The 20724-nt window shown below is 65.9% G+C and carries 23 protein-coding genes and 1 pseudogene; 11 read left to right on the top strand and 13 right to left on the bottom strand.

The features are described 5' to 3' along the window. A pseudogene (locus RMQ73_RS01965) lies at positions 1-378 on the bottom strand (RluA family pseudouridine synthase); the annotation flags it as partial. Positions 379-423: 45 nt separating this feature from the next. On the opposite strand from RMQ73_RS01965, the gene RMQ73_RS01960 reads away from it, so the two are divergent. The 6 genes from RMQ73_RS01960 (at position 424) to RMQ73_RS01935 (ending at position 3841) form a co-directional block, all read left to right on the top strand. Beyond that, positions 424-807, top strand: coding sequence for a M67 family metallopeptidase (locus RMQ73_RS01960; protein WP_310496299.1), 384 nt, complete (start codon positions 424-426; stop codon positions 805-807). Next, complete coding sequence (locus RMQ73_RS01955) at positions 807-1040, top strand: cold-shock protein (RefSeq protein WP_310496298.1); 234 nt, start codon at positions 807-809, stop codon at positions 1038-1040. Before RMQ73_RS01960 ends, RMQ73_RS01955 begins: the two co-directional genes overlap by 1 nt. Beyond that, positions 1037-1615: a hypothetical protein gene (locus RMQ73_RS01950; protein ID WP_310496297.1), complete on the top strand. Its 579-nt coding sequence runs from the start codon at positions 1037-1039 to the stop codon at positions 1613-1615. Before RMQ73_RS01955 ends, RMQ73_RS01950 begins: the two co-directional genes overlap by 4 nt. Before the next feature lie 476 nt (positions 1616-2091). Next, positions 2092-2589 (top strand): phasin family protein, encoded by a 498-nt coding sequence (locus tag RMQ73_RS01945; RefSeq protein ID WP_310496296.1) that lies wholly within the window; start codon positions 2092-2094, stop codon positions 2587-2589. A 193-nt stretch (positions 2590-2782) separates the two neighbouring features. After that, on the top strand, positions 2783-3133 hold the full coding sequence (gene clpS, locus RMQ73_RS01940) for an ATP-dependent Clp protease adapter ClpS (protein ID WP_310496295.1): 351 nt from the start codon (positions 2783-2785) through the stop codon (positions 3131-3133). 9 nt (positions 3134-3142) lie between these two features. After that, positions 3143-3841, top strand: a complete 699-nt coding sequence (locus RMQ73_RS01935; RefSeq protein ID WP_310496294.1) for an SDR family NAD(P)-dependent oxidoreductase — start codon at positions 3143-3145, stop codon at positions 3839-3841. 24 nt (positions 3842-3865) lie between these two features. Here the strand turns inward: RMQ73_RS01935 and RMQ73_RS01930 are convergent, their stop codons facing one another. Further along, the gene (locus RMQ73_RS01930) at positions 3866-4303 is read right to left on the bottom strand and encodes a BLUF domain-containing protein (RefSeq protein ID WP_310496293.1); all 438 of its coding nucleotides are present in this window, start codon (positions 4301-4303) and stop codon (positions 3866-3868) included. A 413-nt stretch (positions 4304-4716) separates the two neighbouring features. Between RMQ73_RS01930 and RMQ73_RS01925 the strand changes: the two genes are divergently transcribed. Further along, complete coding sequence (locus RMQ73_RS01925; RefSeq protein WP_310496292.1) at positions 4717-5424, top strand: pirin family protein; 708 nt, start codon at positions 4717-4719, stop codon at positions 5422-5424. Positions 5425-5433: 9 nt separating this feature from the next. Here RMQ73_RS01925 and RMQ73_RS01920 read toward each other — a convergent pair whose 3' ends face one another. After that, positions 5434-6822, bottom strand: a complete 1389-nt coding sequence (locus RMQ73_RS01920; protein ID WP_310496291.1) for a deoxyribodipyrimidine photo-lyase — start codon at positions 6820-6822, stop codon at positions 5434-5436. Positions 6823-6910: 88 nt separating this feature from the next. Here RMQ73_RS01920 and RMQ73_RS01915 point away from each other — a divergent pair, with 88 nt between their 5' ends. Beyond that, on the top strand, positions 6911-7780 hold the full coding sequence (locus RMQ73_RS01915) for an aminotransferase class IV (RefSeq protein WP_310496290.1): 870 nt from the start codon (positions 6911-6913) through the stop codon (positions 7778-7780). Here RMQ73_RS01915 and RMQ73_RS01910 read toward each other — a convergent pair. The 8 genes from RMQ73_RS01910 to RMQ73_RS01875 are packed head-to-tail and all read right to left on the bottom strand — an operon-like array spanning position 7777 to position 15373. Continuing rightward, positions 7777-8355, bottom strand: a complete 579-nt coding sequence (locus RMQ73_RS01910) for a hypothetical protein (RefSeq protein WP_310496289.1) — start codon at positions 8353-8355, stop codon at positions 7777-7779. The two genes, RMQ73_RS01915 and RMQ73_RS01910, sit on opposite strands and share 4 nt — an antisense overlap. Beyond that, positions 8352-8654 (bottom strand): hypothetical protein, encoded by a 303-nt coding sequence (locus RMQ73_RS01905; RefSeq protein WP_310496288.1) that lies wholly within the window; start codon positions 8652-8654, stop codon positions 8352-8354. The genes RMQ73_RS01910 and RMQ73_RS01905 overlap by 4 nt, the downstream gene beginning before the upstream one ends. Before the next feature lie 56 nt (positions 8655-8710). Further along, on the bottom strand, positions 8711-9253 hold the full coding sequence (locus RMQ73_RS01900) for a sigma-70 family RNA polymerase sigma factor (protein WP_310496287.1): 543 nt from the start codon (positions 9251-9253) through the stop codon (positions 8711-8713). 34 nt (positions 9254-9287) lie between these two features. After that, positions 9288-10268: a histone deacetylase gene (locus RMQ73_RS01895; protein WP_310496286.1), complete on the bottom strand. Its 981-nt coding sequence runs from the start codon at positions 10266-10268 to the stop codon at positions 9288-9290. Then, complete coding sequence (gene pepN, locus RMQ73_RS01890; protein ID WP_310496285.1) at positions 10261-12828, bottom strand: aminopeptidase N; 2568 nt, start codon at positions 12826-12828, stop codon at positions 10261-10263. Before pepN ends, RMQ73_RS01895 begins: the two co-directional genes overlap by 8 nt. 40 nt (positions 12829-12868) lie before the next feature. Then, positions 12869-13291 carry a hypothetical protein gene (locus RMQ73_RS01885; RefSeq protein ID WP_310496284.1) on the bottom strand — a complete coding sequence of 141 codons (423 nt, stop codon included), beginning with the start codon at positions 13289-13291 and terminating at the stop codon, positions 12869-12871. Further along, the gene (locus tag RMQ73_RS01880; RefSeq protein ID WP_310496283.1) at positions 13288-14319 is read right to left on the bottom strand and encodes a phosphotransferase family protein; all 1032 of its coding nucleotides are present in this window, start codon (positions 14317-14319) and stop codon (positions 13288-13290) included. Before RMQ73_RS01880 ends, RMQ73_RS01885 begins: the two co-directional genes overlap by 4 nt. After that, positions 14276-15373, bottom strand: coding sequence for a hypothetical protein (locus RMQ73_RS01875; protein ID WP_310496282.1), 1098 nt, complete (start codon positions 15371-15373; stop codon positions 14276-14278). Before RMQ73_RS01875 ends, RMQ73_RS01880 begins: the two co-directional genes overlap by 44 nt. 114 nt (positions 15374-15487) lie before the next feature. On the opposite strand from RMQ73_RS01875, the gene RMQ73_RS01870 reads away from it, so the two are divergent. The 3 genes from RMQ73_RS01870 to RMQ73_RS01860 all read left to right on the top strand — a co-directional run bounded on the left by RMQ73_RS01870 (position 15488) and on the right by RMQ73_RS01860 (position 19819). Then, complete coding sequence (locus RMQ73_RS01870; protein WP_310496281.1) at positions 15488-16672, top strand: M48 family metalloprotease; 1185 nt, start codon at positions 15488-15490, stop codon at positions 16670-16672. 64 nt (positions 16673-16736) lie between these two features. Beyond that, complete coding sequence (locus tag RMQ73_RS01865) at positions 16737-17543, top strand: SDR family NAD(P)-dependent oxidoreductase (RefSeq protein WP_310496280.1); 807 nt, start codon at positions 16737-16739, stop codon at positions 17541-17543. Next, positions 17540-19819 (top strand): xanthine dehydrogenase family protein molybdopterin-binding subunit, encoded by a 2280-nt coding sequence (locus tag RMQ73_RS01860; protein ID WP_310496279.1) that lies wholly within the window; start codon positions 17540-17542, stop codon positions 19817-19819. The genes RMQ73_RS01865 and RMQ73_RS01860 overlap by 4 nt, the downstream gene beginning before the upstream one ends. A 17-nt stretch (positions 19820-19836) precedes the next feature. Here RMQ73_RS01860 and RMQ73_RS01855 read toward each other — a convergent pair whose 3' ends face one another. Further along, positions 19837-20241 carry a hypothetical protein gene (locus tag RMQ73_RS01855; RefSeq protein ID WP_310496278.1) on the bottom strand — a complete coding sequence of 135 codons (405 nt, stop codon included), beginning with the start codon at positions 20239-20241 and terminating at the stop codon, positions 19837-19839. Positions 20242-20352: 111 nt separating this feature from the next. Further along, positions 20353-20724 (bottom strand): autotransporter domain-containing protein (locus RMQ73_RS01850; protein ID WP_310496277.1); only part of this gene is annotated, 372 nt, incomplete at its 5' end.

Below are 20724 nucleotides of genomic sequence, written 5' to 3'. Positions count from 1 at the left end.
CCGCCCGGCGCAGTGGTGCAGCAGCGCATTGACCATGGTGCCATCAAGATTGCCGGCGGCAGGGTGGACAACCAGCCCGGCCGGCTTGTCGACAACCAGCAGATGCGCGTCCTCGTGGACGATCCGCAGCGGAATGTCCTGTGCCAGCGTGCCCGACGGGGTGGGTTCGGGGACCACCAGAACCAGCGCCTCGCCGCCCTTCATCTTGCGCGCCGGGTCCCATAGCGTGGCGCCAGCGCCCGTGAGGCGGCCGGCCTGCACCAGCACTTTCAATCGTTCGCGGCTGAATTGAGGCAGGGTCGCGGCAAGAGCGCGGTCGAGCCGCCAGCCCGCCATGTCTGGCGCCAGCGCCAAATTTATCGACTTTTCGCTCCCCATTGCTTACCCCATTTCGGGATGAAACTTCAGATATCAAGCGCGAACGTGGAAAAGCTTGTGCACGCGGCGGCGCAAACGCCCGATGTCGAGGTGTGCGGGCTGCTTGTCGGCAATGACGGCGCCGTGCAGGACGTCGTCATGACGACGAATACCGCAGCCGATCCCAGCCGCAGTTTCGAGATCGACCCTGCCGCATTGCTGCGCACGCACCGCGAGGCACGCGGGGGCGGCATGGCGGTCATCGGCCATTGGCACAGCCACCCGAATGGCGTGCCCAGCCCCTCGGCGCGCGACGCGGCGCGGGCGTTGGACAATGGCCAGATCTGGCTGATCGTCGCCGGCGGGGCGGTGCAGGGCTGGATCGCACAAGCAGCCGACCCCATGCTGATGGCCGGGCGCTTTGCTGCGGTAACGCTGGTGACCGACTGATGGCGACTGGCGCTGTCAAATGGTATGATGCCCGCAAGGGATTTGGGTTTGTTACGCCTGACTTGGGGCCTTGCGATGTTTTCGTGCATGTATCGGCGCTGCGCGCGGCCGGCATCGATGTGCTGATGCCGGGGCAGCGGCTGGAATTCGAATTGATCCAGGATGGCAACGGGCGGCCGATCGCATTTGGCCTGCGTCCCAGGTACGACAACATGCTGCAAGAGGAACCATGATGCCGGACAATGCCGCGCTTGATGCGGACGCCTTCCCCGAGTTGGCGCTGGCGCTGCCGTTGGTCAAATGGCTGTGCCATGATCTGGCAACGCCTATCGCATCGGTGATGACCGCCAGCGAATTGCTGTCGGACACGCCCGACCCGGAAATCAACGATTTGATCGCGTCGGGGGCAAGGCGACTGGCATGGCGGTTGCGTCTGGTGCGCATGGCGCTGGCCGGCGGCGGCGTCGCGGTCGGCGGTGCTGCGCTGGAACGACTGGTCCGCGACGGCCTCGATAGCACCCCGGTCAACTGGCAGGTAAAGGCAACGGAAATCGACGCGCAGCGCGCCGCTGTCCTCGCTTGCAGCGCCATGCTGATCGCCGATCTGCACCGGACGAAGCGGATCACCATCAGCGACGACAATGTCATGCTGGATGGCCCGGCGGCATTGCCGGACACTGTGGTCGCCAGCCTGGCCGGCGCACCGGCACGCGACAATCGCAGTGCCGTGGCGACGCTGCTGCGGTCGACAGCCCGGCGTGCCGGGATTGTCATCACGCCGATTCCGGAAGGGATTGCCTGGAGCTAGACCTGCCGCATGTCTTTTTGTTGCACTGCAACATTTTGGACTTGAAAGGTGCGGCATCGTCGATTATGTTGCATTGCAGCACAAAGACGGAGTCTGCCATGCCATCGAAGCCGACCCATAATGCTAAGTCAGGCGGCAAGCCTGCTGCAAAGCCTGCAGTTGCTGCGAAGCCCGCAGTTGCTGCGAAGCCCGTTGCCGCGGTCAAGCCTGTTGCCGACATCAAGCCCGTGGTCACTGTCAAGCCGGTCGTTATCACTGCGGTCCAGACTGCAGCGCCCGTTGTTGCTGTTGCCCTGGCTCCTGTCGTTGCTCAGCCTGTCGTTGCCGTGCCGGTCGTTGTTGAACCAGTTGTTGCTGCTCCTGTTGTCGCCAAGGCGGCTGAAGCCCCGGCCATTGCTGAATCTGTCGCCGCACCGGTCATCCCGGCCGTTGCCACTCCCATCACCCTACCCACCCCAGTTACAAAGGAAATCACCATGGCCACTGCATTTGAAGCTACCCAGGAAACCGTCAAGTCGACCGTCGAAAAGCTGAACACCACGGCTGAAACCGCGATGAACACCGGCAAGGCTGCCATGGAGCAGGTTGCCGTCAAGTCGAAGGAAGCCGTCGAAGCCAGCATGAAGTCGCTCGACGAGATGACTGAAATGGCCCGCAGCAATGTCGAAGCCCTGATGGCCTCGGCCCGCGCTGCCACTGCCGGCATCGAGCAGATTGCCGCGCACGTTACCGAAGTGTCGAAGAAGTCGTTCGAAGAATCGAGCAATGTCGTGCGCGCCATGACCTCGGCCAAGACCCCGAACGAACTTTTCCAGATGCAGAGCGATTTCTCCAAGACCCAGTTCGACGGTGCCGTTTCCGAATTTTCCAAGCTTTCGGAAATGATGGTCAAGCTGGCCGGCGAAGTCATGGAGCCGATGCAGAACCAGATGGCGATTGCCACCGACAAGATGAAGTCGGTTTTCGCCAAGTAAGAAAACGCCGTATGAGGGGCGGCCCAGCCGCGCCGGTATCGGATCATGAGGGGCGGTCGCATTGTGCGGCTGCCCCTTTTGCATGGCCATCACCCGTCTGCGCGGCGATTTGGCCTCCCGGCTTTGCGCGCGGGCCGGCGCGCGCTATAGAGCGGCGCTTGACGGTCTCCCAAGTTGACAGGTTCCGGCCCAGATGACGCAAATAGTGTTTGCCAGCGACGAAACCCCAGGCGGCGGCAGCGGCCCCGGCACCGGCGTGGGTATCGCCACCAAGACGCAGACCCGGACCAAAAAGCCGGACATGTACAAGGTGCTGATGATGAACGACGATTATACGCCGATGGAATTCGTCGTTCTGACGTTGCAACGGTTCTTCAAGATGACCATCGAGGAAGCCACCAGCGTCATGCTGCATGTTCACCAGCGCGGCGTCGGCGTTTGCGGCACCTTCACCTATGAAGTGGCCGAAACCAAGGTCAACCAGGTCATCGATTTCGCCCGCCAGCACCAGCATCCGCTGCAATGCACCATGGAGAAGGAATAGGCCGCGCCCGTGACACGTCTGGTCAGTTTTGCCCCCGGTATCCACGCCGTCGTGGTGGGCGCATCGGGCGGCATCGGAGCGGGGTTCGTCCATCTCTTGCGCAGCGACCCGGCGGTTGCCAGCGTCACCGAATGGTCGCGCGCCGCAGGCCTGGACCTTGAAAGCCCTGCCAGCATCGCATCGGCCATTTCCGGCCTGACGATGTCGCCGGATCTGGTCATTGTCGCCACCGGGCTGCTGCACGGCGCCGGCATTGCGCCGGAAAAATCCAATGCGCAGCTTGATGCCGCCGCAATGGCGCGCGCCTTTGCCGTCAACACCATCGGCCCGGCCCTGCTGGCGCGCGGCCTGCTGCCGTTGATGGCCAAAGACCGCAAGACCGTGTTCGCCGCACTGTCGGCGCGCGTGGGTTCCATCAGCGACAACCGGTTGGGCGGCTGGCACAGTTACCGCGCGTCAAAGGCGGCGCTCAACCAGTTGCTGCGCACCATGGCCATCGAACAGGCCCGGCGCTGGCCGCTCCAGGCGGTGCTTGCGCTACACCCCGGCACTGTCGATACCGGCCTGTCACGGCCGTTTCAAAAGGGCGTGCCGGTGCTGATGAATCCGGCGGAATCAGCCGCGCATCTGCTTGGCGTCATCGATGCCGTAGGGCCGGAGCGGTCGGGGCAACTCATCGACTGGAAGGGCGAGACGATCCCCTATTGAAGGCGCGTATCGGAGCAGTGCGAATCAGCTTCGCCCAAGCGTATCCAGCGGGCCCAGATCGAGGTGCTTCAATATGCGCCTGAGCGCGGCGATGTTGCTTTTGTCTTCGGCGCTTTCGAGCGCATCCTGCAGCACCGCGCGGATGTCGTCGGCTGCAACTCGCTCCATCTCCCAGTTCGGATACAGACGCTCGCGCTTTTCCGCACTCCGGTCGAGCGCGACGATGTCGTGATGGCGCGGATCGCCATCCAGGCTCGCGATCAGATTCTTGACCGCAGCGGGCGGCCCCTCGATCCACTGGAAGAACACGCCGCTGCCGAAAACCAGCACCCCGGTGATCTCGCGTTCGACATTGCGGCGTTGCGACCATTCGATGATGCGGTCGACCTCTGCGTCATCGACGCCTTCGGCGGCACGACTGCAATATACGAAAGTTTCAAGCATGGGCGCGGCGTCGTTCACGTCAGGGCCACGCGGAAAACCAAATTCGTCGAACATAAATCGGCTCGCTTTGTCTATGATGGGCAGGGCGTGCCAACCGGCAGTTCAGCACCGTGTTAGCGCATCTTTCCGATTTGGGTAAGGAAGCATCGGGTTCCATCACGATTTCGCGAGCAACCGCTTCGGCGCAGCGGCCCAAAGGGCACAGATGGGCGCTTGGCTACCGACGTCTGGGGCTGCATGCGAGGCTGCATGTGAGGCAGCGTTCTGCCCTCTACAAATGCAGGCATTCCGTCTTGCACCCCAAAGACGCAATCGCCGCAGTCAAACAGGGCCATGCCCAGCGTGCATTGCTGACCGGCGATTCGACCGCATCGCAGTTTCGGCGATGACGCTCCATATGGGTGCGGACATGGACTTAGAAAGGACCCGCCATGACCGTTCGCACGCTTCACCGCCCCGCCGATGCCCGCGGCAAGGCCGACCACGGCTGGCTGAAATCGGCCCACAGCTTCAGCTTCGGCCAATATCATGACCCCAACGTCATGGGTTTCCGCGCGCTGCGCGTCATCAACGAGGACTGGATCGCCGGCGGCGGCGGCTTTCCCACCCATGGCCATAGCGACATGGAAATCGTCACCTACGTCTTGGATGGCGCGCTGGCGCACAAGGACAGCCTGGGCACCGGCGCCGTCATCCGCCCCGGCGAGGCACAGCGCATGAGCGCCGGGCGCGGCATCCAGCACAGCGAATTCAACGCCAGCGCCGACGAGACAGTGCATCTGCTGCAGATTTGGCTGCTGCCGCGCACGCGCGGCGGTGATGCCGGTTATGAGCAAAAGGCGCTTCCCCCCGTGGCACCGGACGCGACGCAGATCGACATCATCGCCAGCCCTGACGGCGGCGACGCGGCGGTGACGATCAATTCCGATGCCAGCATCGCTCGCGTGGTCATCGCGCCGGGCGGCAGCATCACCGTGCCGATAACGCGCGGCAACGCCTGGCTGCAAGCGGCGCGCGGCGCGGCAACCGCCGGCAATCAGGCGCTGGCGGCGGGCGACGGCTTTGCAGCTGTGGGACTTGCTTCGGTGACGCTGGCGTCCGATGCCGGTGCGGAAGTGCTGCTGTTCGATCTGGGCTGAGGCGGCTGCCTACCCCGCCCGCGTCGCTTCGAATGCAGCAAGCGCACGGGCGCGGGCAAAGGCATGATCGACGATGGGCAGCGGATAGTCGCGGCCGAGCCGCACCCCGGCGCCAAGCGCCAGCAGCGCATTGTCGAACGGCGCGTGGATGGCGGCATCGGGCAGCGTGGCAAGTTCAGGCACCCAGCGCCGGATGTAGCGGGCAGCATCGAATTTCTCGCTCTGGCCGATGGGGGCAAAGATGCGCGGGAAGGGCGAGCTGTCGGTGCCAGAGCCCATCACCCATTGCCAGCCACAGGCGTTGTTGCCGTAGTCCGCATCGACAAGCGTGTCCCAGAACCAGCGTTCGCCGTGCCGCCAGTCGATGAGCAGATGCTTGGTGAGGAACGAGGCGGTGATCATGCGCACCCGGTTGTGCATCCAGCCGCTGTGCCAAAGCTGACGCATGCCGGCATCGACGATGGGATAGCCGGTCAGCCCTTTTTGCCACGCGCGCAGCCCCTCGGGGTCATCGCGGTGGGCAAAGCGCAGGAACGGCTCCCGCCCCGGCACATCGCCGAAATCGGGGCTTTGCTCGATGATGTTGCCGGAAAAATCGCGCCAGCCGAGCTGCCGCAGCCATGGCTGGGCCTTGGCACCGGCCGCGTCCGACATGGCGTGCCAGGCGGCGGCCGGCGAGATTTCGCCCAGCGCCAGATGCGGCGACAGTTTCGATGTGCCGGCATCGGATGGGAAGTTGCGTGCGGTATCATAGCCCGCAGCCTTGGCGGCAAAGGCCCGCAGCCGGGCCGATGCACCGGCCTCGCCGGGCTGCCATTCGTCAAAACCGCCCGACCAGTCCGGCGCAGCCGGCAGCAGGTCCCAGGCATCGAGATCATCACTGGCGATGGCCGCGGTATCGGCAAATGTCATATCGGGCACGCCCAGCGGGCGCGGCGGCGGCATCTGTTCCTGCAGCCGCTGCCAGAACGGCGTGAATATGCGGTATCGCCCGCCGCCGCCGGCACGCACACTGTCGGGCCTAGCCAGAAACGCGCCATCGTGAATCTGCGTCGGCCCCGCCGCCGCCACCGCCTGCTGTGCCGCCTTCGCCCATGGTTCGGGATGGTCGATGGCATGGACGGCGGAGCGCAAGGCGGTGGCCACTTCGATGACCTGGGTGTCCGCCCTGCCCCGCCGCAGGATGAGGCGGCCACCGCGCGCTGCGATATCGGCGCCCAGCGCCGTCAGGCTATGGTGCAGCCACCAGCGCTGCGCGGCGCCCATTGCCCATTGGCCGGCCGTCTCGTCATCCAGCACATACACAAATGCCACCGGGCCGCCGGCAGCCGCGCCGCGCACCGCCGGCTGGTCGGCGAGCCGCAGGTCATTTCGCAGCCAGATCAATTGCGTGTTCATGGGTGTTTGCGAACTCGACAGGACAAGGTCGCCACGGCTAGAGGCTTTGGGCGCCCGGCGCGAGAGTGGAAACGAAAGAAGCGAGAAAATGCCGCAACTGGCCTATGTCGATGGACGCGTGCTGCCGCTGCGCGATGCCGGGGTCGGAGTCGAGGACCGCGGACTGCAATTTGCCGACGCCATCTACGAAGTGGTCGCCGTGCTGGGTGGCCGGCTGCTTGACTGGCCGGCGCATCTGGTGCGGCTGCGGCGCAATCTGGCGGCATTGTTCATCGATTTTCCCATGAGCGATGCCGCGCTGTCGGCACAGGCGCTGCGGCTGGTGGCCGCCAACGGCCACAAACAGGCGCTGCTTTATATCCAGATCGGGCGCGGCGCCGCCCGGCGCGACCATGGCTTTCCGTCCGATCCGAACGCGTCGTTGATCATGACGGTGCGCCGGTTCGATTTCCAGCAGCGCATTGCCCAGTTGCAGACCGGCGTCGGCGTCATCACCGTGAACGACATGCGCTGGGGGCGCGTCGATATCAAGACAACGGGCCTGCTCGCCAATGTGCTGGCCAAGCAGGATGCCCGCAATGCCGGCGCATTCGAAGCCTGGATGGTTGCCGAGGATGGCACGGTACGCGAAGGCGGATCGACCAATGCGTGGATCGTGCGCGGCGGCACCGTGTTCACGCATCCGCTGTCGCGGCATATCCTGCCCGGCATCGCACGCTCGGCGTTGCTGCGCCTGGCGGCCGATGTGCAGGTGCGGGTGGTCGAGGAAGCGTTCGATCTGGAAACAGCCCGCAGCGCCGACGAAGCGTTTCTGACATCGACAACATCACCGATCCTGCCGGTGGTGCGCATCGACGGCGTGGCGGTTGGCGACGGCAAGCCGGGGCCGGTGACCGCGCGGCTGGCAGGCGCCATCTGGGCCGATATCACGGCACAGACGGGCTGGACTGCGTTTTAGTTCGACGGCGGCTGCGGCGGGACCTGTGCGCCCCGGCCCATGCTGCGCATTTCCATGCCGCGTCGCATCTGGCGCATGCGCTGTTCCATGCGGTCCTTGTTGGCGCGCATGTCGGTAACGAACGCCTTGCGGTCGGCGACCGACATCTTGGCAAAGGCTGCCGTCATAGCAGCCTGGCGGCGTTCATGGCTGGCCATGGCGGCGGTGCGCTCCTCCTTGCCGGCGCGCTCGATCGCCGCCGTGTCGAGCCGGTCGGCCTCCACCAACGTCAGGATTTTCTCTCGCGCCACCTGCACCCTGGCGCGGTCCTCGTTGCGGTCGGCGCCGGCGCGCATCGCTTCGGTGATGATGGCGCGGCCGGCTTCGCTGACCGACGGGAACATGCGGGCGCCGCGACCGCCCATCATGCCGTGGCGGCCTTGGCCGCCCATCACGCCATGGCCGCCATGGCCGCCTTCCGCCATGGGGACCGTCGGCAGGGCTGGCGGTGGCGACTGGGCGGACACCGGCCCGGACAGGCCGAGCAAAAGGGCGCCGATCAGAAGGGCGGGCGCAGTCAGGAGTTCGATTTTCATATCAGGTCTTCCTCGCTGGCGGTGGGGGTGAAGACGGCGGCAAAGGCTTCATCGCCTTCGCTGGCCAAAACCTCGTTCATCGGTGCGGCGGTGGCAATTTTCGGCGCAGCGGCGGGAGCAGCGCCGGTCTGGCCGAACCAGGAGCCGGCAGCAATGACACCGGCAACCAGTGCCGCTGCCGCCGCCGGGCGCCAGCCCGATAGGTTAACAAACGCCGGGCGCGACTGCGGCAAGGCTGTTATCGCGCCGAGGTCGAAGCGTGCCGCCGCGACAGGCGCCGATGCCCAATCCGCAATCATTGCGGCGAGTGCATCAGAAACGAGTGCATCATCTGACTGAGGCAGAAGGGGCGCGGTCACAGGGTCTGGCTTTCGGTCAACATCATCTTCAATTCCATACGGGCGCGGCCGAGCAATCCCTCGACAGCCTTTGGCGTCGTGTCCATTTCCCCGGCGATTTCGGCCATGGTCAGGCCTTCGCCGTGGAACAGCACAAGCGCGATACGCTGGCGTGGGTTCAGCCGGGCCATGGCGGCATCAAGCCGGCTGCGCTGGTCGTTGTCGATGCTGGCGGCAAGCGGATCAGGCGCGGCCGAAGCAAGGTCATGGGCGTCCTCGATCGGCAGCACAGCCCGGATGGCACGTCGCCGGTCGAGGCACAGGTTGATGACCATGCGGCGGAACCAGCCCTCAAGCACGCCGCGCGCCGGATCGAAGCGCGCCGCATCGGTCCACAACCTGGTCAACGCGATTTGCACCACATCTTCAGCGGCAGCGCGGTCGTTCAGCGTCCGCAGCGCCAGCCGCAGCGCTGGCGCCTGCAATTGCCGGGCAAGTTGGGTGAAGGCCGCGGCATCGCCCTGAGCGATTCGCGCCATCAAGACCGCGCTCGCGGCCATGGCTGGTGAAACGGCTTGCTGCATCATGCAGGCATCATACGCCAGGGCGGGCGCAATCCCCCCGCGCTTGCGCGCAATCCCCCAAAGCTTGCGCGCAGGCGGCACGCCAACCGGCAATGAGGCCGCGCGCATGGCGGCGTGCAATTGCCAGCGTGTCAGCGCCGTAGCCGCCGCCGAGCGTCACGGCGAGCGCGATACCCCGCGACCGGCAGGCGCGCGCCACCATGGCATCGCGCGCCATCAGGCCATCATCACTGAGCGCCAGCCGGCCGAGCCGGTCATCGCCGTGCGGATCGACTCCGGCCTGGAACAGCACGAGATCGGGCGCATGGTCGTCAAGCAGCGCCGGCAGCTCGGCGCCCAGCACATCTAGATATCCGGCATCGTCCACCCCGTCGGGAAGCGCGACATCGCGGAACGAGCGCGCCTTGCGGACCGGGAAATTGCGCTGCGCATGGACCGAAAAGGTCAGAACATCGTCGCGGCCGGCAAAGATCAGTGCCGTGCCGTCACCCTGATGGACATCGAGATCGACGATCAGGATGCGCCGCACCGCGCCTTCACCGCGCAGGCGGTTGGCAGCAATGGCCAGATCGTTGGTGACGCAATAGCCCGCGCCGCCGTCCGGCCCGGCATGATGGCTGCCGCCGGCGCCATTGGCGGCCCAGCCATGCTGCAAGGCATGGCGCGCCGCGCCGTACGTGCCACCGGCCACCGCCAGCGTGCGCCGCGCTACATCAGGGGTGACCGGAAAGCCGATACGGCGTTCCAGGGCAGCCGGCACGGCGGCAGCCAGCACGGCGGCGACATAGGTGGGGTAGTGCACGGCATCGAGCCAGGCCGGCGGCATGGGCTGCGGCGTGAACATCGACACCGCTTGCCCGGCATCGGCCAGCGCCGTCAGCAGCAGCGCATATTTGGACATCGGAAAGCTGTGGCCCGCCGGTAGCGGTGCCACATAGTCCGTGTGATGGAACAGCGGCAGCGGTGGCAGGGTCAGGGGCTGGTCAACCAAGCGCGCGCGCCGCCATTTCCAGCACATCCTTGCTGACATCGGGCGCCGCAACAATGCGTTCAAGCTCGGCCTTCATCAGCGCGCTGCGCGCCTGATCGAAGCGCCGCCAGCGGCCCAGCGGCACCACTAGCCGCGCCGCCGATTGCGGGTTGATGCGGTCGGCGGCCAGCAGTTGCTCACCGAGCAGGCGATACCCGTCACCGCTGGCGTCATGGAACCAGCGCTGGTTGGCGGCAAAGGCCCCGATGAGACTGCGCAGCCGGTTGGGGTTGGTCAGCGAAAAGTCGCGGTGACCCAGCAACGCGCGCACCTGAGCAATCGTGTCGGGGCGATTGGCCAGCGCCTGCACGGTGAACCATTTGTCGATGACATCATGGTTGCCGGCAAAGCGGGCATGGAAATCATCCAGCGCAGCAATGCGCTGCGGTGCATCGGTGTTGATCAGCGCTGTCAGCGCGCCCATCCGGTCGGTCATGGTGGCGGCGCGGGCGTAATGCGCGCCGGCTTCGGCAATGGCAGCATCGGAGCCGGCCGTGGTCAGATAAGACAGGGCGATATTGGCCAGCCGGCGCGCACCCTTGGCTGCCGGATCCAGCGAAGTGCCGGCGCCGTCATTGGCGTGCCAGACATCCCACCACCGGCTTTCGAGGCCGTGCGCAATGGCGGCGCGTGCAGCCTCGCGGCGGCGGTGAATGGCGGCGACATCGACCATCGCGCTTTGGTCACCGATGAAGCTTTCGGACGGCAGCAGCACGGCTTCGGCCTTGAAGGCGGCATCTAGAGCCGGATCGGCAAGGGTGGCGGCAACGGCGGCAACCAGCTCGGCTGGGTCATCATCACCGGCCAGCACATCGATGGCGAGGCGTTGGAACGCCTCCCAGCGCGCGAACGGATCATCATCGGCGCCGGCGAGGAACGCCAGGTCGGCGCGGCTGGACGGCGCCTCGATGACCACGGGCGCGCTGAAGCCGCGATTGATCGACAGCAAGGCAGGTTCGGCCACGTCGCCTATGGTGAAAACCGTGGTTTCGCCGCGCAGTTCGACCAGGTGTTCGGCGCCGATGCGGCCGGCGCTGGCCTTGCCGATGAGCGCAAGGCGCATCGGCATGTGCATCGGCAGTTTGTCCGGCTGCCCCGGTGTTGGCGGAACCGCCTGGGTCAGCGTAACCGTGACGCTGGTGCCGGCCTGCGCCATGGCGACATGCACGCGCGGCGTGCCGGCCTGGAAATACCAGCGGCGAAACTGTGCCAGATCGGCGCCGTTGGCGTCTTCCATCGCCTTCAGCCAGTCTTCGCAGGTCACGGCCTGGCCATCGTGGCGATCGAAATACAGGTCGGCCCCCTTGCGAAAGCCGGCCTCGCCGAGCAGGGCGGCCAGCATGCGGATGACTTCGGCGCCCTTGTTATAGATGGTGGCGGTGTAGAAATTGGCGATCTCGACATATTCGTCGGGACGGATCGGATGCGCCAACGGGCCGGCGTCTTCGGGGAATTGCACAGCGCGCAGGCCGCGCACATCGTCGATGCGGCGCACCGCCGCGCTGCCCTGGTCGGCCAAAAATTGCTGGTCGCGATAGACGGTCAGCCCCTCTTTCAAGGACAGTTGGAACCAGTCGCGGCAGGTGACGCGGTTACCGGTCCAGTTGTGGAAGTATTCATGCGCCACAACGCCGGCGACGCCGTCGAAATCCATGTCTGTGGCGGTGTCGCTATCGGCCAATATATATTTGGAATTGAAGATGTTGAGGCCCTTGTTCTCCATCGCTCCGGCGTTGAAATCGGACACGGCGACGATGTTGAACCGGTCAAGGTCATAGGCGCGGCCGTACACGCGCTCGTCCCAGGCCATGCTGGCTTTGAGCGCATCCATGGCGTGGCGGCAGCGCGGCACATCTGCCGCCGCTGTCCATATGGCAAGCGCGACACGGCGCCCCTCTATGGTAGTGAAACTGTCCTCAAGCGCCGCCAGATCGCCGGCGACCAGCGCGAACAGATAACAGGGCTTGGGCCAGGGATCGATCCAGGTGACGGCACGGCGACCATCGGGCAGCAGCTCGGCGGGGCCGGGATCGCCGTTTGACAACAGGATCGGAAAGGCTGCGGCATCGGCCTTCATGTGTACCGTATAGACGGACAGCACATCGGGCCGATCGGGGAACCAGGTGATGGCGCGAAAGCCCTCCGCCTCGCATTGCGTCACCAGCCGGCCCTGCGAGGCATACAGCCCCATCAGCCGTGTGTTGAGCACCGGCTGAATGGCCACCACGGTTTCGATGATGGCCGTATCGCCGGCGATGCTGATGATGAGCCGTTCGCCGTCAGGCCGCGTGTTGGCCGGCACGCCGTCGACCATGACCGAGAGTGTCTGGAGGTCATGGCCATCGAGCACGAGCGGCCGGGCGTGGCTGCCACCTCGCCGCAGGGTCAGTCGGGCGCGCACCAATGTGCGGTCGAGATCAAGATCGAATTCCAGCGCGACTTCGGGCACCAGCCAGTCCGGCGGCTGATAATCGGCCAGGCGAATGGCGGCGAAGGGCGGTGCGGTGCGGGCATCGAGCATGTCGGCACTTTGCGCGGAACGGGCGCCGTTGCAAACGCCCTTATTTCGTTTGCCCGTGTGAAATCGGCACTGGCAGCGGCAAGCCAAGGCCCATCATCTCGGCCTCGGCCTCGGCCAGCAGCAGCGCGAGCACAGCGTTTGCGGTTGCGGCGTCGCCAGCATGTTCTGCGTCCGCCAGCCTGGCACCGAGCGCCGCGCAGCGGGCATCTCGGCCATCGGCGTCGGGGCCCAACACCGGCCGAGCGGCGCCGGCTAGCGCAGCTTCACGAACCGGGGCATCACTGGCTTCGGCAGCGGCGAGCATCAGCAGCAGTGCCGTTGTGGCGGCGGTACCGGCAGCATAATTGGCATCGGTCGCGGCCAGCGACGCATCGGGCGCGGCAGCCAGTGCGAGCGCCGGCGCCACTTCGCCAGCCTGTGCCGCCGCGAGACAGTTCAGCCATTGCGGCAACGACAGGCTCATGCGCCTCGCCCTTGCGACAGGCTGCGCGACAAGCTGCGCGCCAGCGTCACCATATGGAACCGATAGGGGATGATGCCGGCAAAGGCATGGACCGGATCGTGGCTGCGGCCATCGATGACTTCACGCGCCGCGCTGATCCAGATGACGGCGCCCATCACCTGCGCGAACATCCGCCACCAGAGCAGCGCCTCGGGATCGACAGTCAGCCCGCTGGCGCGTTCCCAGACGCGGTGTGCGTCGGCAAGTGGCAGTGTGGCAGCAGGGCGCCCCGAACCATGCGACCAGAGCGGATCGCAGGCCCAGGCCAGATCCTCCATCGGGTCGCCGGCATGGACCATTTCCCAATCGAGCACCGCTACCAAGCGGCTGCCGGCACGCAGGAAGTTGCCGGAGCGATAATCGCCGTGGACGATGCTGACACGCTGCGCCGGGGCGACCTGCGTGCGCCCGAGCCAACGCAAGGCCGCTTCGACGATGGGTTCGGGGCGAAAGCGGTCGGCCTCGAATGCCCGGCGCCAATGGTCCAGCCGTGCTGGCGCCGCATCACCGGCGCTGACGGGCGCGATGCCGGCGGCGGCCGGCGCGGTCCGGTGAATGGCGCCCAAGGCGGTGAACAGCGCCGTGCCGATGGCGGCGGCATCCTCGCCATAGGGGTCCGGCTCCATGAGGCCCGCCGCCGTGCCGCCGGCCACCTCGCGCATCAGGAAGCCAGGCGAACCAAAGGCAGTATTCTCGCACCACAGCGGTTCCGGCACCGGCACGCTGCTGCGGTGAAAAGCAGCAAGCGCGGCAAATTCGGCGGCACGGTCGGTTTCGATCAGCGATGATGGCGGATCGCGGCGCAGCACCAGCGCCTCGCGCCGACCCGAGGGCGCACTGGCATCAAAACGATACGTCTGCCGTGCCGAGCCGCCATGAAAACGCTTGATGCCGGTTATGCTGACCGGCTCGCCCCATTTTTCGCCGAGAAAGCGAGCGAGAAGTTCAGCCGGCAAGGTCGAACAGATCTGTGAAACCCGAAGGCGCATGCGGGCCGATGGCGAGTTGTTCGAAAATGCCGCGGCCGGTCACTGCGGCCTTGTCGCCGATGGTCAGCACAGCCTCGGCCTGCGCCTGGACATGGGCGTTCATCGGCGCGGCCGGGTCGATGTCGGCAATGACGAAATCCTCATGCGCCAGCACATCGGCGCCCTGGAACATGCCATGGCCTCGCACCGGGTGGCCATAGCCCAGCCCGCGCATCAGGAAATTGGCGCCTAGCCGGAAATCGACGCCAACCGGCGTGCCATCGGGCATCAACGCCTCCAGCCGGGCAGCGCCGGCGTGGCGGCTGCCGGCCCGGAACGCCAGCGCCATGCGCGGGTCCTGAAGATGGAAGTGCGCGCCATCGGCGACACGCACCAGCACGGCGGCGCGGTTCCACGGCGCACCCGCTGCATCGTCATTGCTATGAAAAAACAACAGCCAGTCGTCAAAGGCCGTGGGCGTCCACAGCCAGAAGAATTGCGGCGGGCTTTGCGGCACCACCGGCTGCGGATCGGCAGCGCCGATAGGCCGCACGCCCCAGCTGCGGTCGCGGGTACCGCGCCAGCCGGCAAGGTCGTGCACGGCGCCGGCGGCGATGTGCCCCTGCCAGTCACCGCCCTGCGTCATGCGGGTGGCGTCCATCAACATGCGGCTGCCGAGCCGGCGGGTAAAGCGCGGTTCCTCGATCGGTGCAGCGCGGCCGGTGAACACCATGTCGCCGCTGATGCCCGTGTCATTGTCGGCGATGGTGATCCGCAGGCGTTTGAGCGGCTGCTCGACATGGATGCGCACCGGCCCGGCATGCGTGTCCATGCGGTCTGCTCCCAGTATCCGGCTGGCGAACAGGCTGCGCTGCACGGTACCATCGGTGACGCTGACAGCACAGTCGATGATGTTCAGATGCGGATAAATGCCCATGGCAACGCCCAGCATGGCGCCGCCATCAGGCGCCTGGGCGTTGAAGAAATAACGGTCGTAGAAATTGCGGTCGCTGCCGGACACCGCGATGGGTTCCGGCGTCTGGTGGATGGGATAATCGTCGGCCGGGCTGAGCATGGCGCCAGTGTTGGCCCCGGCGATGACAGCGGCAAGCTGTCAATTCACGAAGGTGGCGCCTTGGCCGGTGGGGCGCAGCATGTTAGCCCAGCGAAGCAGAAACGGGGGCCGGCAATGGCATTTGACGTGGAAATGGCGACACAGGCCTATATGGCGACCCTGAGCGGTGCCGCGCGGGCCAAGTCGGACGCCTATTTCGAAGGCGGTTACTGGCTGATCGCGTGGGACTTCCTCGTCACCATTCTTGCCAATGGCGCTGTGCTGCACCTCGGCTGGGCGGCGCGGCTGTCGGCCTGGGCAAAAGGCCGCGCCAAGGGCGGCTTTGGCCGGGCGTTCCTGTTTGCCGTCCCATATGTGTTGCTGGTGACGGCGATCACCCTACCCTTCACGATCTACACGGATTTCTTCCGCGAGCATCAATATGGGCTGTCGAACCAGAGTTTCGGCGCCTGGGCGGGTGAAGCGGGCATCGGGCTGGCCATCAACACGATTGTGCTGGCGCTGTTGTGGGGCGGCATCCACTGCGCCATCCGGCGCAGCCCCAAAGGCTGGTGGTTGGCCGGCACCGGCATCACCGTCATCGGCATGACCATTGCGATCGCGATTGCGCCTGTCGCCATTGCGCCGCTGTTCAACGATTACGTGCCCCTGCCGGACGGGCCGGTGAAACAGGCGGTGCTGGCGATGGCGCGGGCCAATGGCGTGCCGGCCGACAATGTCTATCTGGTCGATGCCTCGCGCCAGTCGGATCGGATTTCGGCCAATGTCCAGGGTCTGGGCGCCACGACGCGTATTTCGCTCAACGACAATCTGATGAAGCAGGATCTGGCCGAAATCCGCGCCGTGATGGGCCATGAACTGGGCCATTATGTGCTCAACCATGCCTGGAAGATGCTGCTGGCGCTGGTGCTGATCACGGCTGCGGCGTTCCTGATCATCGGGTTGGGGATGCCATGGCTGGTGGCGCGGTTCGGCGCGCGCTGGGGCATAGCCGATCTGAACGACCCCGCCGTGCTGGGCGCCGCCATGCTGGTGCTGGCCGGTGTATCGGTGGTGCTGTCTCCGGCGATGAACACGCTCATCCGCACGCAGGAACAAGAAGCCGATGTGTTCGGGCTGAATGCCGCGCGGGCGCCCGATGGCTTTGCCCGCATCGCCATGAAGCTGTCGCAATATCGCAAGATCGAGCCGGGCGCTGCCGAGGAAGCGATTTTCTTCGACCATCCCAGCGGCCACACCCGCGTGTTGACGGCTATGCGATGGAAGGCCGAGCATCTGGACGCGCCCGACGTGAAGTGAATGGCGCCCTGTTGCGGCGGTTCGCCCTCTCGCCTTTCCCCCCGGCTGCCGGCATAGCAATGTCATGCGATTGGTCATCCTGGGTCTGGGCTACACAGCCGCTCGCTTTGCTGATGCCGCGCGTGCGGCCGGCGCAGTGGTGACCGCCGTGCGTTCGCGCCCCGGTCCGGACACACTGACGCTGGATGACCCGGCCCTGCCCGCCGCAATCGGAGCCGCGACGCACATCCTGTCGTCGGTGCCGCCTGACCGCGACGGGCATGACCCGGTGCTGGCGATGCACGGCGCACGGCTGGCTGGCTGCGATGCGCGTTGGGTCGGCTATCTGTCCTCCACGGGCGTTTATGGCGATGCGCGCGGCGCCTGGGTGGATGAGGCGTCTGACGTCAATGGCCGGCGGTCGGGGCGCAATGCCGCCGATCTGGCCTGGGGTGCGCTGCATCCACAGGTGCGCGTGTTCCGCCTGCCCGGTATTTATGGTCCGGGGCGCAGCGCGCTGGACCGGCTGCGGCACGGCCCGGTGGCGCGCATCGAATTGCCCGGACATGTGTTCAGCCGCATCCATGTCGATGATATTGTCGGTGCGGTCATGGCCAGCACGGTGCGCGGGCCTGCCGGGATATACAATCTGGCGGACGATGAACCCGCCGCCGGCGAGGCAGTCACAGCGCATGCCGCGCGATTGCTCGGAATGGAACCCGCGCCTCTGCAATCGCTGGGCGAGGCCGAGTTGTCCCCGATGGGCAGGGCATTCTATGGTGAATGCCGGCGCGTCGCCAATGGCAAGATGAAGCGCGCGCTGGGTCACCAATTGCGCTATCCCGATTATCGAACAGGCTTGGCAGCCTGCCTGCAGGAGATGGTTTCATGAAGTTCGGCGCCGGTCAGTCTGTCACCCGAGTTGAAGATGCCCGTCTGCTGACCGGCCATGGCCGCTTCACCGATGATTTGCAGCGCCCCGGCATGCTCTATGGCGTCACCCATCGATCGCCGCATGGCCATGCCGAAATCCTGGAAATCGATACGTCGGCGGCGCTTGCCGTGCCGGGCGTGGTCGCGGTCTATACCCACAAGGATGTGGCCGATTATGGCCCGATCCCCTGCCTCGTGCCGCTGTCGGCGCCGTTGGAAACGCCGCGCCTGCTGCTGGCCAAGGACCGGGTGCGCTTTGTCGGTGATGCGGTGGCGTTTGTCGTGGCCACCAGCCGCGAGGCGGCCCGCGCCGGCAGCGACGCCATCATGGTCGATTATACCGAATTGCCCGTGGTGGCCTCGATGGACGCCGCTTTGGCCGACGGTGCGCCGCGCATCTGGGACGACGCCCAATCCAACAGCCTGTTCGATTGGGCGGTTGGCGACGGTGACGGCGCTGCTGCCGCGCTGGCGGGTTCGGCTCATGTCACCCGACTGCGTATCGTGCAGAACCGCATCGCACCCACTTCGATGGAAGTGCGCGCCGCGCTGGGCGAATATGACCCTGCAACCGAAAGTTTCACGTTGTCGACCGGCAGCCAGGGTGTCGCCGGCATGCGCGGCATGTTGGCCGGGCCGATCCTCAAGACCAAGGCCGACAAGGTGCGCATCGTGACCGGCGATGTCGGCGGCGGTTTCGGCATGAAGACGTTCATCTATGCCGAATATCCGCTGGTGCTCCATGCCGCCCGCGCGCTCGGCAAGCCGGTGAAATGGACTGGCGAGCGCAGCGATGCCTTCCAGACCGACACCCATGGCCGGGCGATGGTCAGCGAGGCGGCACTGGGCTTTGATGCCAATGGCCTCATCACCGCGCTGTCCGTGGAGACATGGTCCGATCTTGGGGCCTATCAGGCGCAATATGGCCCCGCCATCCAGACACTGGCCGGCGGGCGCATCATGGGCGGCGTCTATCGTATCCCGGTCATCCATAATCTGGTGCACGGCGTCGTCACCAACACTGCTCCCGTCGATGCCTATCGCGGCGCTGGCCGCCCGGAATCGGCCTATGTCATGGAACGGCTGATGGAGGCCGCTGCGCGCGAGCTTGGCCACGGCGTCGATGACATTCGCCGCCGCAACTTGTTGACGCCCGCCGAACTGCCGCACGACAACGGCATCGGGCTGACGTTCGATATCGGCAATTTCCCCGCCGTGCTCGACAAGGCGCTGGCCAACGCTGATTGGGCCGGATTTGGCGCCCGCAAGGCGGCGGCGGCGCGCAAGGGGCTCCGGTTGGGGCGCGGCATCGCCTATTATGTCGAAATCGCCGGCGGCGGTGGCACCGATGAATATGCCGATGTCCGTGTAGCCAGCGACGGCATGGTCGAAATGGCGGTGGGCACCCAGTCCAACGGCCAGGGCCATGAAACCGTCTATGCGCAGGTGCTGGGCGAAAAGCTGGGTATTCCGATGGAGCAGATCCGTATCGTGCAGGGCGATTCCGGCCGGCTCGATCAGGGGCATGGCACCGGCGGGTCGCGGTCGATGGCTTTTGGCGGCGGTGCCGTGCTCGAATCTGCCGATGCGCTGGTCGCGCGCGGCGTCGAACTGGCAAGGGCCGATCTGGGCGCCGACGAAGTGGATTATGCCGACGGCGTGTTCCGTGCGCGCGGCACCAACACGACTCGCACGCTTGCCGAACTCGCCGCTGCCCATCCCGGCGGGCTGGACGGTCGCAGCAAATACACCACCGGCAAGCCGGCACCGACCTTCCCCAATGGCTGCCATATCGCCGAGGTGGAGCTGGACCCGGCAACAGGGCGGGTGGTCGTCACCCGCTATTCGCTGGTCGATGATTTCGGCAAGATGGTGAACCCGATGCTGGTCGAGGGCCAGGTGCACGGCGGCGTCGCGCAGGGACTGGGCCAGGCGCTCATTGAAAATGTCGTTTATGACGAAAATGGCCAGCTGATCACCGGCAGCTTCATGGACTATGGCGTGCCGCGCGCCGACGACATGCCGCCCGCCATCGGTTTCGACACGCTGGGCACGCCCAGTCCGACCAACCCGCTGGGCGTCAAGGGCTGCGGCGAGGCTGGCACCATCGGCGCCATGCCATCGGTTATGAACGCCATCATCGATGCGCTGGACGGCATTCAGGTCGAGATGCCGGCGACGCCGGAAAAACTGTGGCGAGCAGCCCAGGCACTGACCCGGGCCGCTGCCGAATAGGGCGGGTCACGCCCGGGTCATGCAACGATGAAGGCCACCGCGACAGCCCAGAACAGCATGAGCAGCGGCACGGTCATCACCTGCACATAGGCAGCGCGGCCGGACAGATAACCGCTGGCGGTGTCGATGCCCCATGCACCCTTGCGCTTGGGTTCGCTATGCGCCGGGCCGCTCTGGCGCTGCATCAGCACCGGCAGCGCGAAATAGCCGACCATCACCACGGCAAAGACGACGAAAAGCAGCCCGATGCCATTGCCGGCCCGAAACGCGGTTCCCATTACGGCAAGATAGGCGGCGGTGGCCAGCACCAGGTGTTGATGGACCATCCGTGGCAGGTCGAAGGACAGATGCGGCGCCGGGCGTTGCGGCGGCGACGACAGGCTGACGGCGGCAGTGCCGGTTTCGCTGAAATCGATCTTCATGTTGGACCCCTTTGCCTGCCGGCAACGCGCCGGACTGTCAGGGGTGATGATTATAGCTGTCGGCGGCCCGGCGCATTGATCTGGATCAAATGCGCCGGGTGATGCGCGTTTTTACAGCACAAGCCGGAAGGTCGCCGATATCGACTGGCCGACATAGCCGCCCGCCTGGCGGCGGTCATAGCCGACGATCGCCACCCAGCCTGGCCCGCTGTAGGCGCCGTGAGCACCGAACTGGGTTTCGGATGAACGAATGGCGTCTGCGGTCAGGATGAACGGGTTGCCGCCGCCGGCAAAGCGCCCGGTCAACGTCAGGTCGGACGCGCCAAGCTGGCTGACATAGCCGGCACTGGCACCGATCCGCCAGGCGCCTTCGCCAGACGGAATGACATAATCGACGCCAAGCTTGGCGGTGTTGGTCGCGGCGGTTTGCGTGTTGGAATCCAGCGAGAGCGACAGCGGCCCGGCGCCGGTTTCAGTGAAGCT

The organism is Sandarakinorhabdus sp., assembly GCF_031430775.1.
Lineage (GTDB): Bacteria > Pseudomonadota > Alphaproteobacteria > Sphingomonadales > Sphingomonadaceae > Sandarakinorhabdus.
Note: the sequence above shows the minus strand (reverse complement) of the source record. Positions and strands in the feature narration are given on the sequence as shown.

Excerpts from the sequence above, each read along its gene's own strand:
- RMQ73_RS01900 (WP_310496287.1), bottom strand. The coding sequence starts at position 9,253 with ATGGCCGCGAGCGCGGTCTTGATGGCGCGAATCGCTCAGGGCGATGCC.
- RMQ73_RS01860 (WP_310496279.1), top strand. The coding sequence starts at position 17,540 with ATGAAGTTCGGCGCCGGTCAGTCTGTCACCCGAGTTGAAGATGCCCGT.
- RMQ73_RS01920 (WP_310496291.1), bottom strand. The coding sequence starts at position 6,822 with ATGAACACGCAATTGATCTGGCTGCGAAATGACCTGCGGCTCGCCGAC.
- RMQ73_RS01885 (WP_310496284.1), bottom strand. The coding sequence starts at position 13,291 with ATGAGCCTGTCGTTGCCGCAATGGCTGAACTGTCTCGCGGCGGCACAG.
- RMQ73_RS01925 (WP_310496292.1), top strand. The coding sequence starts at position 4,717 with ATGACCGTTCGCACGCTTCACCGCCCCGCCGATGCCCGCGGCAAGGCC.
- clpS (WP_310496295.1), top strand. The coding sequence starts at position 2,783 with ATGACGCAAATAGTGTTTGCCAGCGACGAAACCCCAGGCGGCGGCAGC.
- RMQ73_RS01875 (WP_310496282.1), bottom strand. The coding sequence starts at position 15,373 with ATGCTCAGCCCGGCCGACGATTATCCCATCCACCAGACGCCGGAACCC.
- RMQ73_RS01905 (WP_310496288.1), bottom strand. The coding sequence starts at position 8,654 with ATGATTGCGGATTGGGCATCGGCGCCTGTCGCGGCGGCACGCTTCGAC.
- pepN (WP_310496285.1), bottom strand. The coding sequence starts at position 12,828 with ATGCTCGATGCCCGCACCGCACCGCCCTTCGCCGCCATTCGCCTGGCC.
- RMQ73_RS01950 (WP_310496297.1), top strand. The coding sequence starts at position 1,037 with ATGATGCCGGACAATGCCGCGCTTGATGCGGACGCCTTCCCCGAGTTG.
- RMQ73_RS01855 (WP_310496278.1), bottom strand. The coding sequence starts at position 20,241 with ATGAAGATCGATTTCAGCGAAACCGGCACTGCCGCCGTCAGCCTGTCG.
- RMQ73_RS01945 (WP_310496296.1), top strand. The coding sequence starts at position 2,092 with ATGGCCACTGCATTTGAAGCTACCCAGGAAACCGTCAAGTCGACCGTC.
- RMQ73_RS01910 (WP_310496289.1), bottom strand. The coding sequence starts at position 8,355 with ATGAAAATCGAACTCCTGACTGCGCCCGCCCTTCTGATCGGCGCCCTT.
- RMQ73_RS01870 (WP_310496281.1), top strand. The coding sequence starts at position 15,488 with ATGGCATTTGACGTGGAAATGGCGACACAGGCCTATATGGCGACCCTG.
- RMQ73_RS01915 (WP_310496290.1), top strand. The coding sequence starts at position 6,911 with ATGCCGCAACTGGCCTATGTCGATGGACGCGTGCTGCCGCTGCGCGAT.
- RMQ73_RS01865 (WP_310496280.1), top strand. The coding sequence starts at position 16,737 with ATGCGATTGGTCATCCTGGGTCTGGGCTACACAGCCGCTCGCTTTGCT.
- RMQ73_RS01955 (WP_310496298.1), top strand. The coding sequence starts at position 807 with ATGGCGACTGGCGCTGTCAAATGGTATGATGCCCGCAAGGGATTTGGG.
- RMQ73_RS01880 (WP_310496283.1), bottom strand. The coding sequence starts at position 14,319 with ATGCGCCTTCGGGTTTCACAGATCTGTTCGACCTTGCCGGCTGAACTT.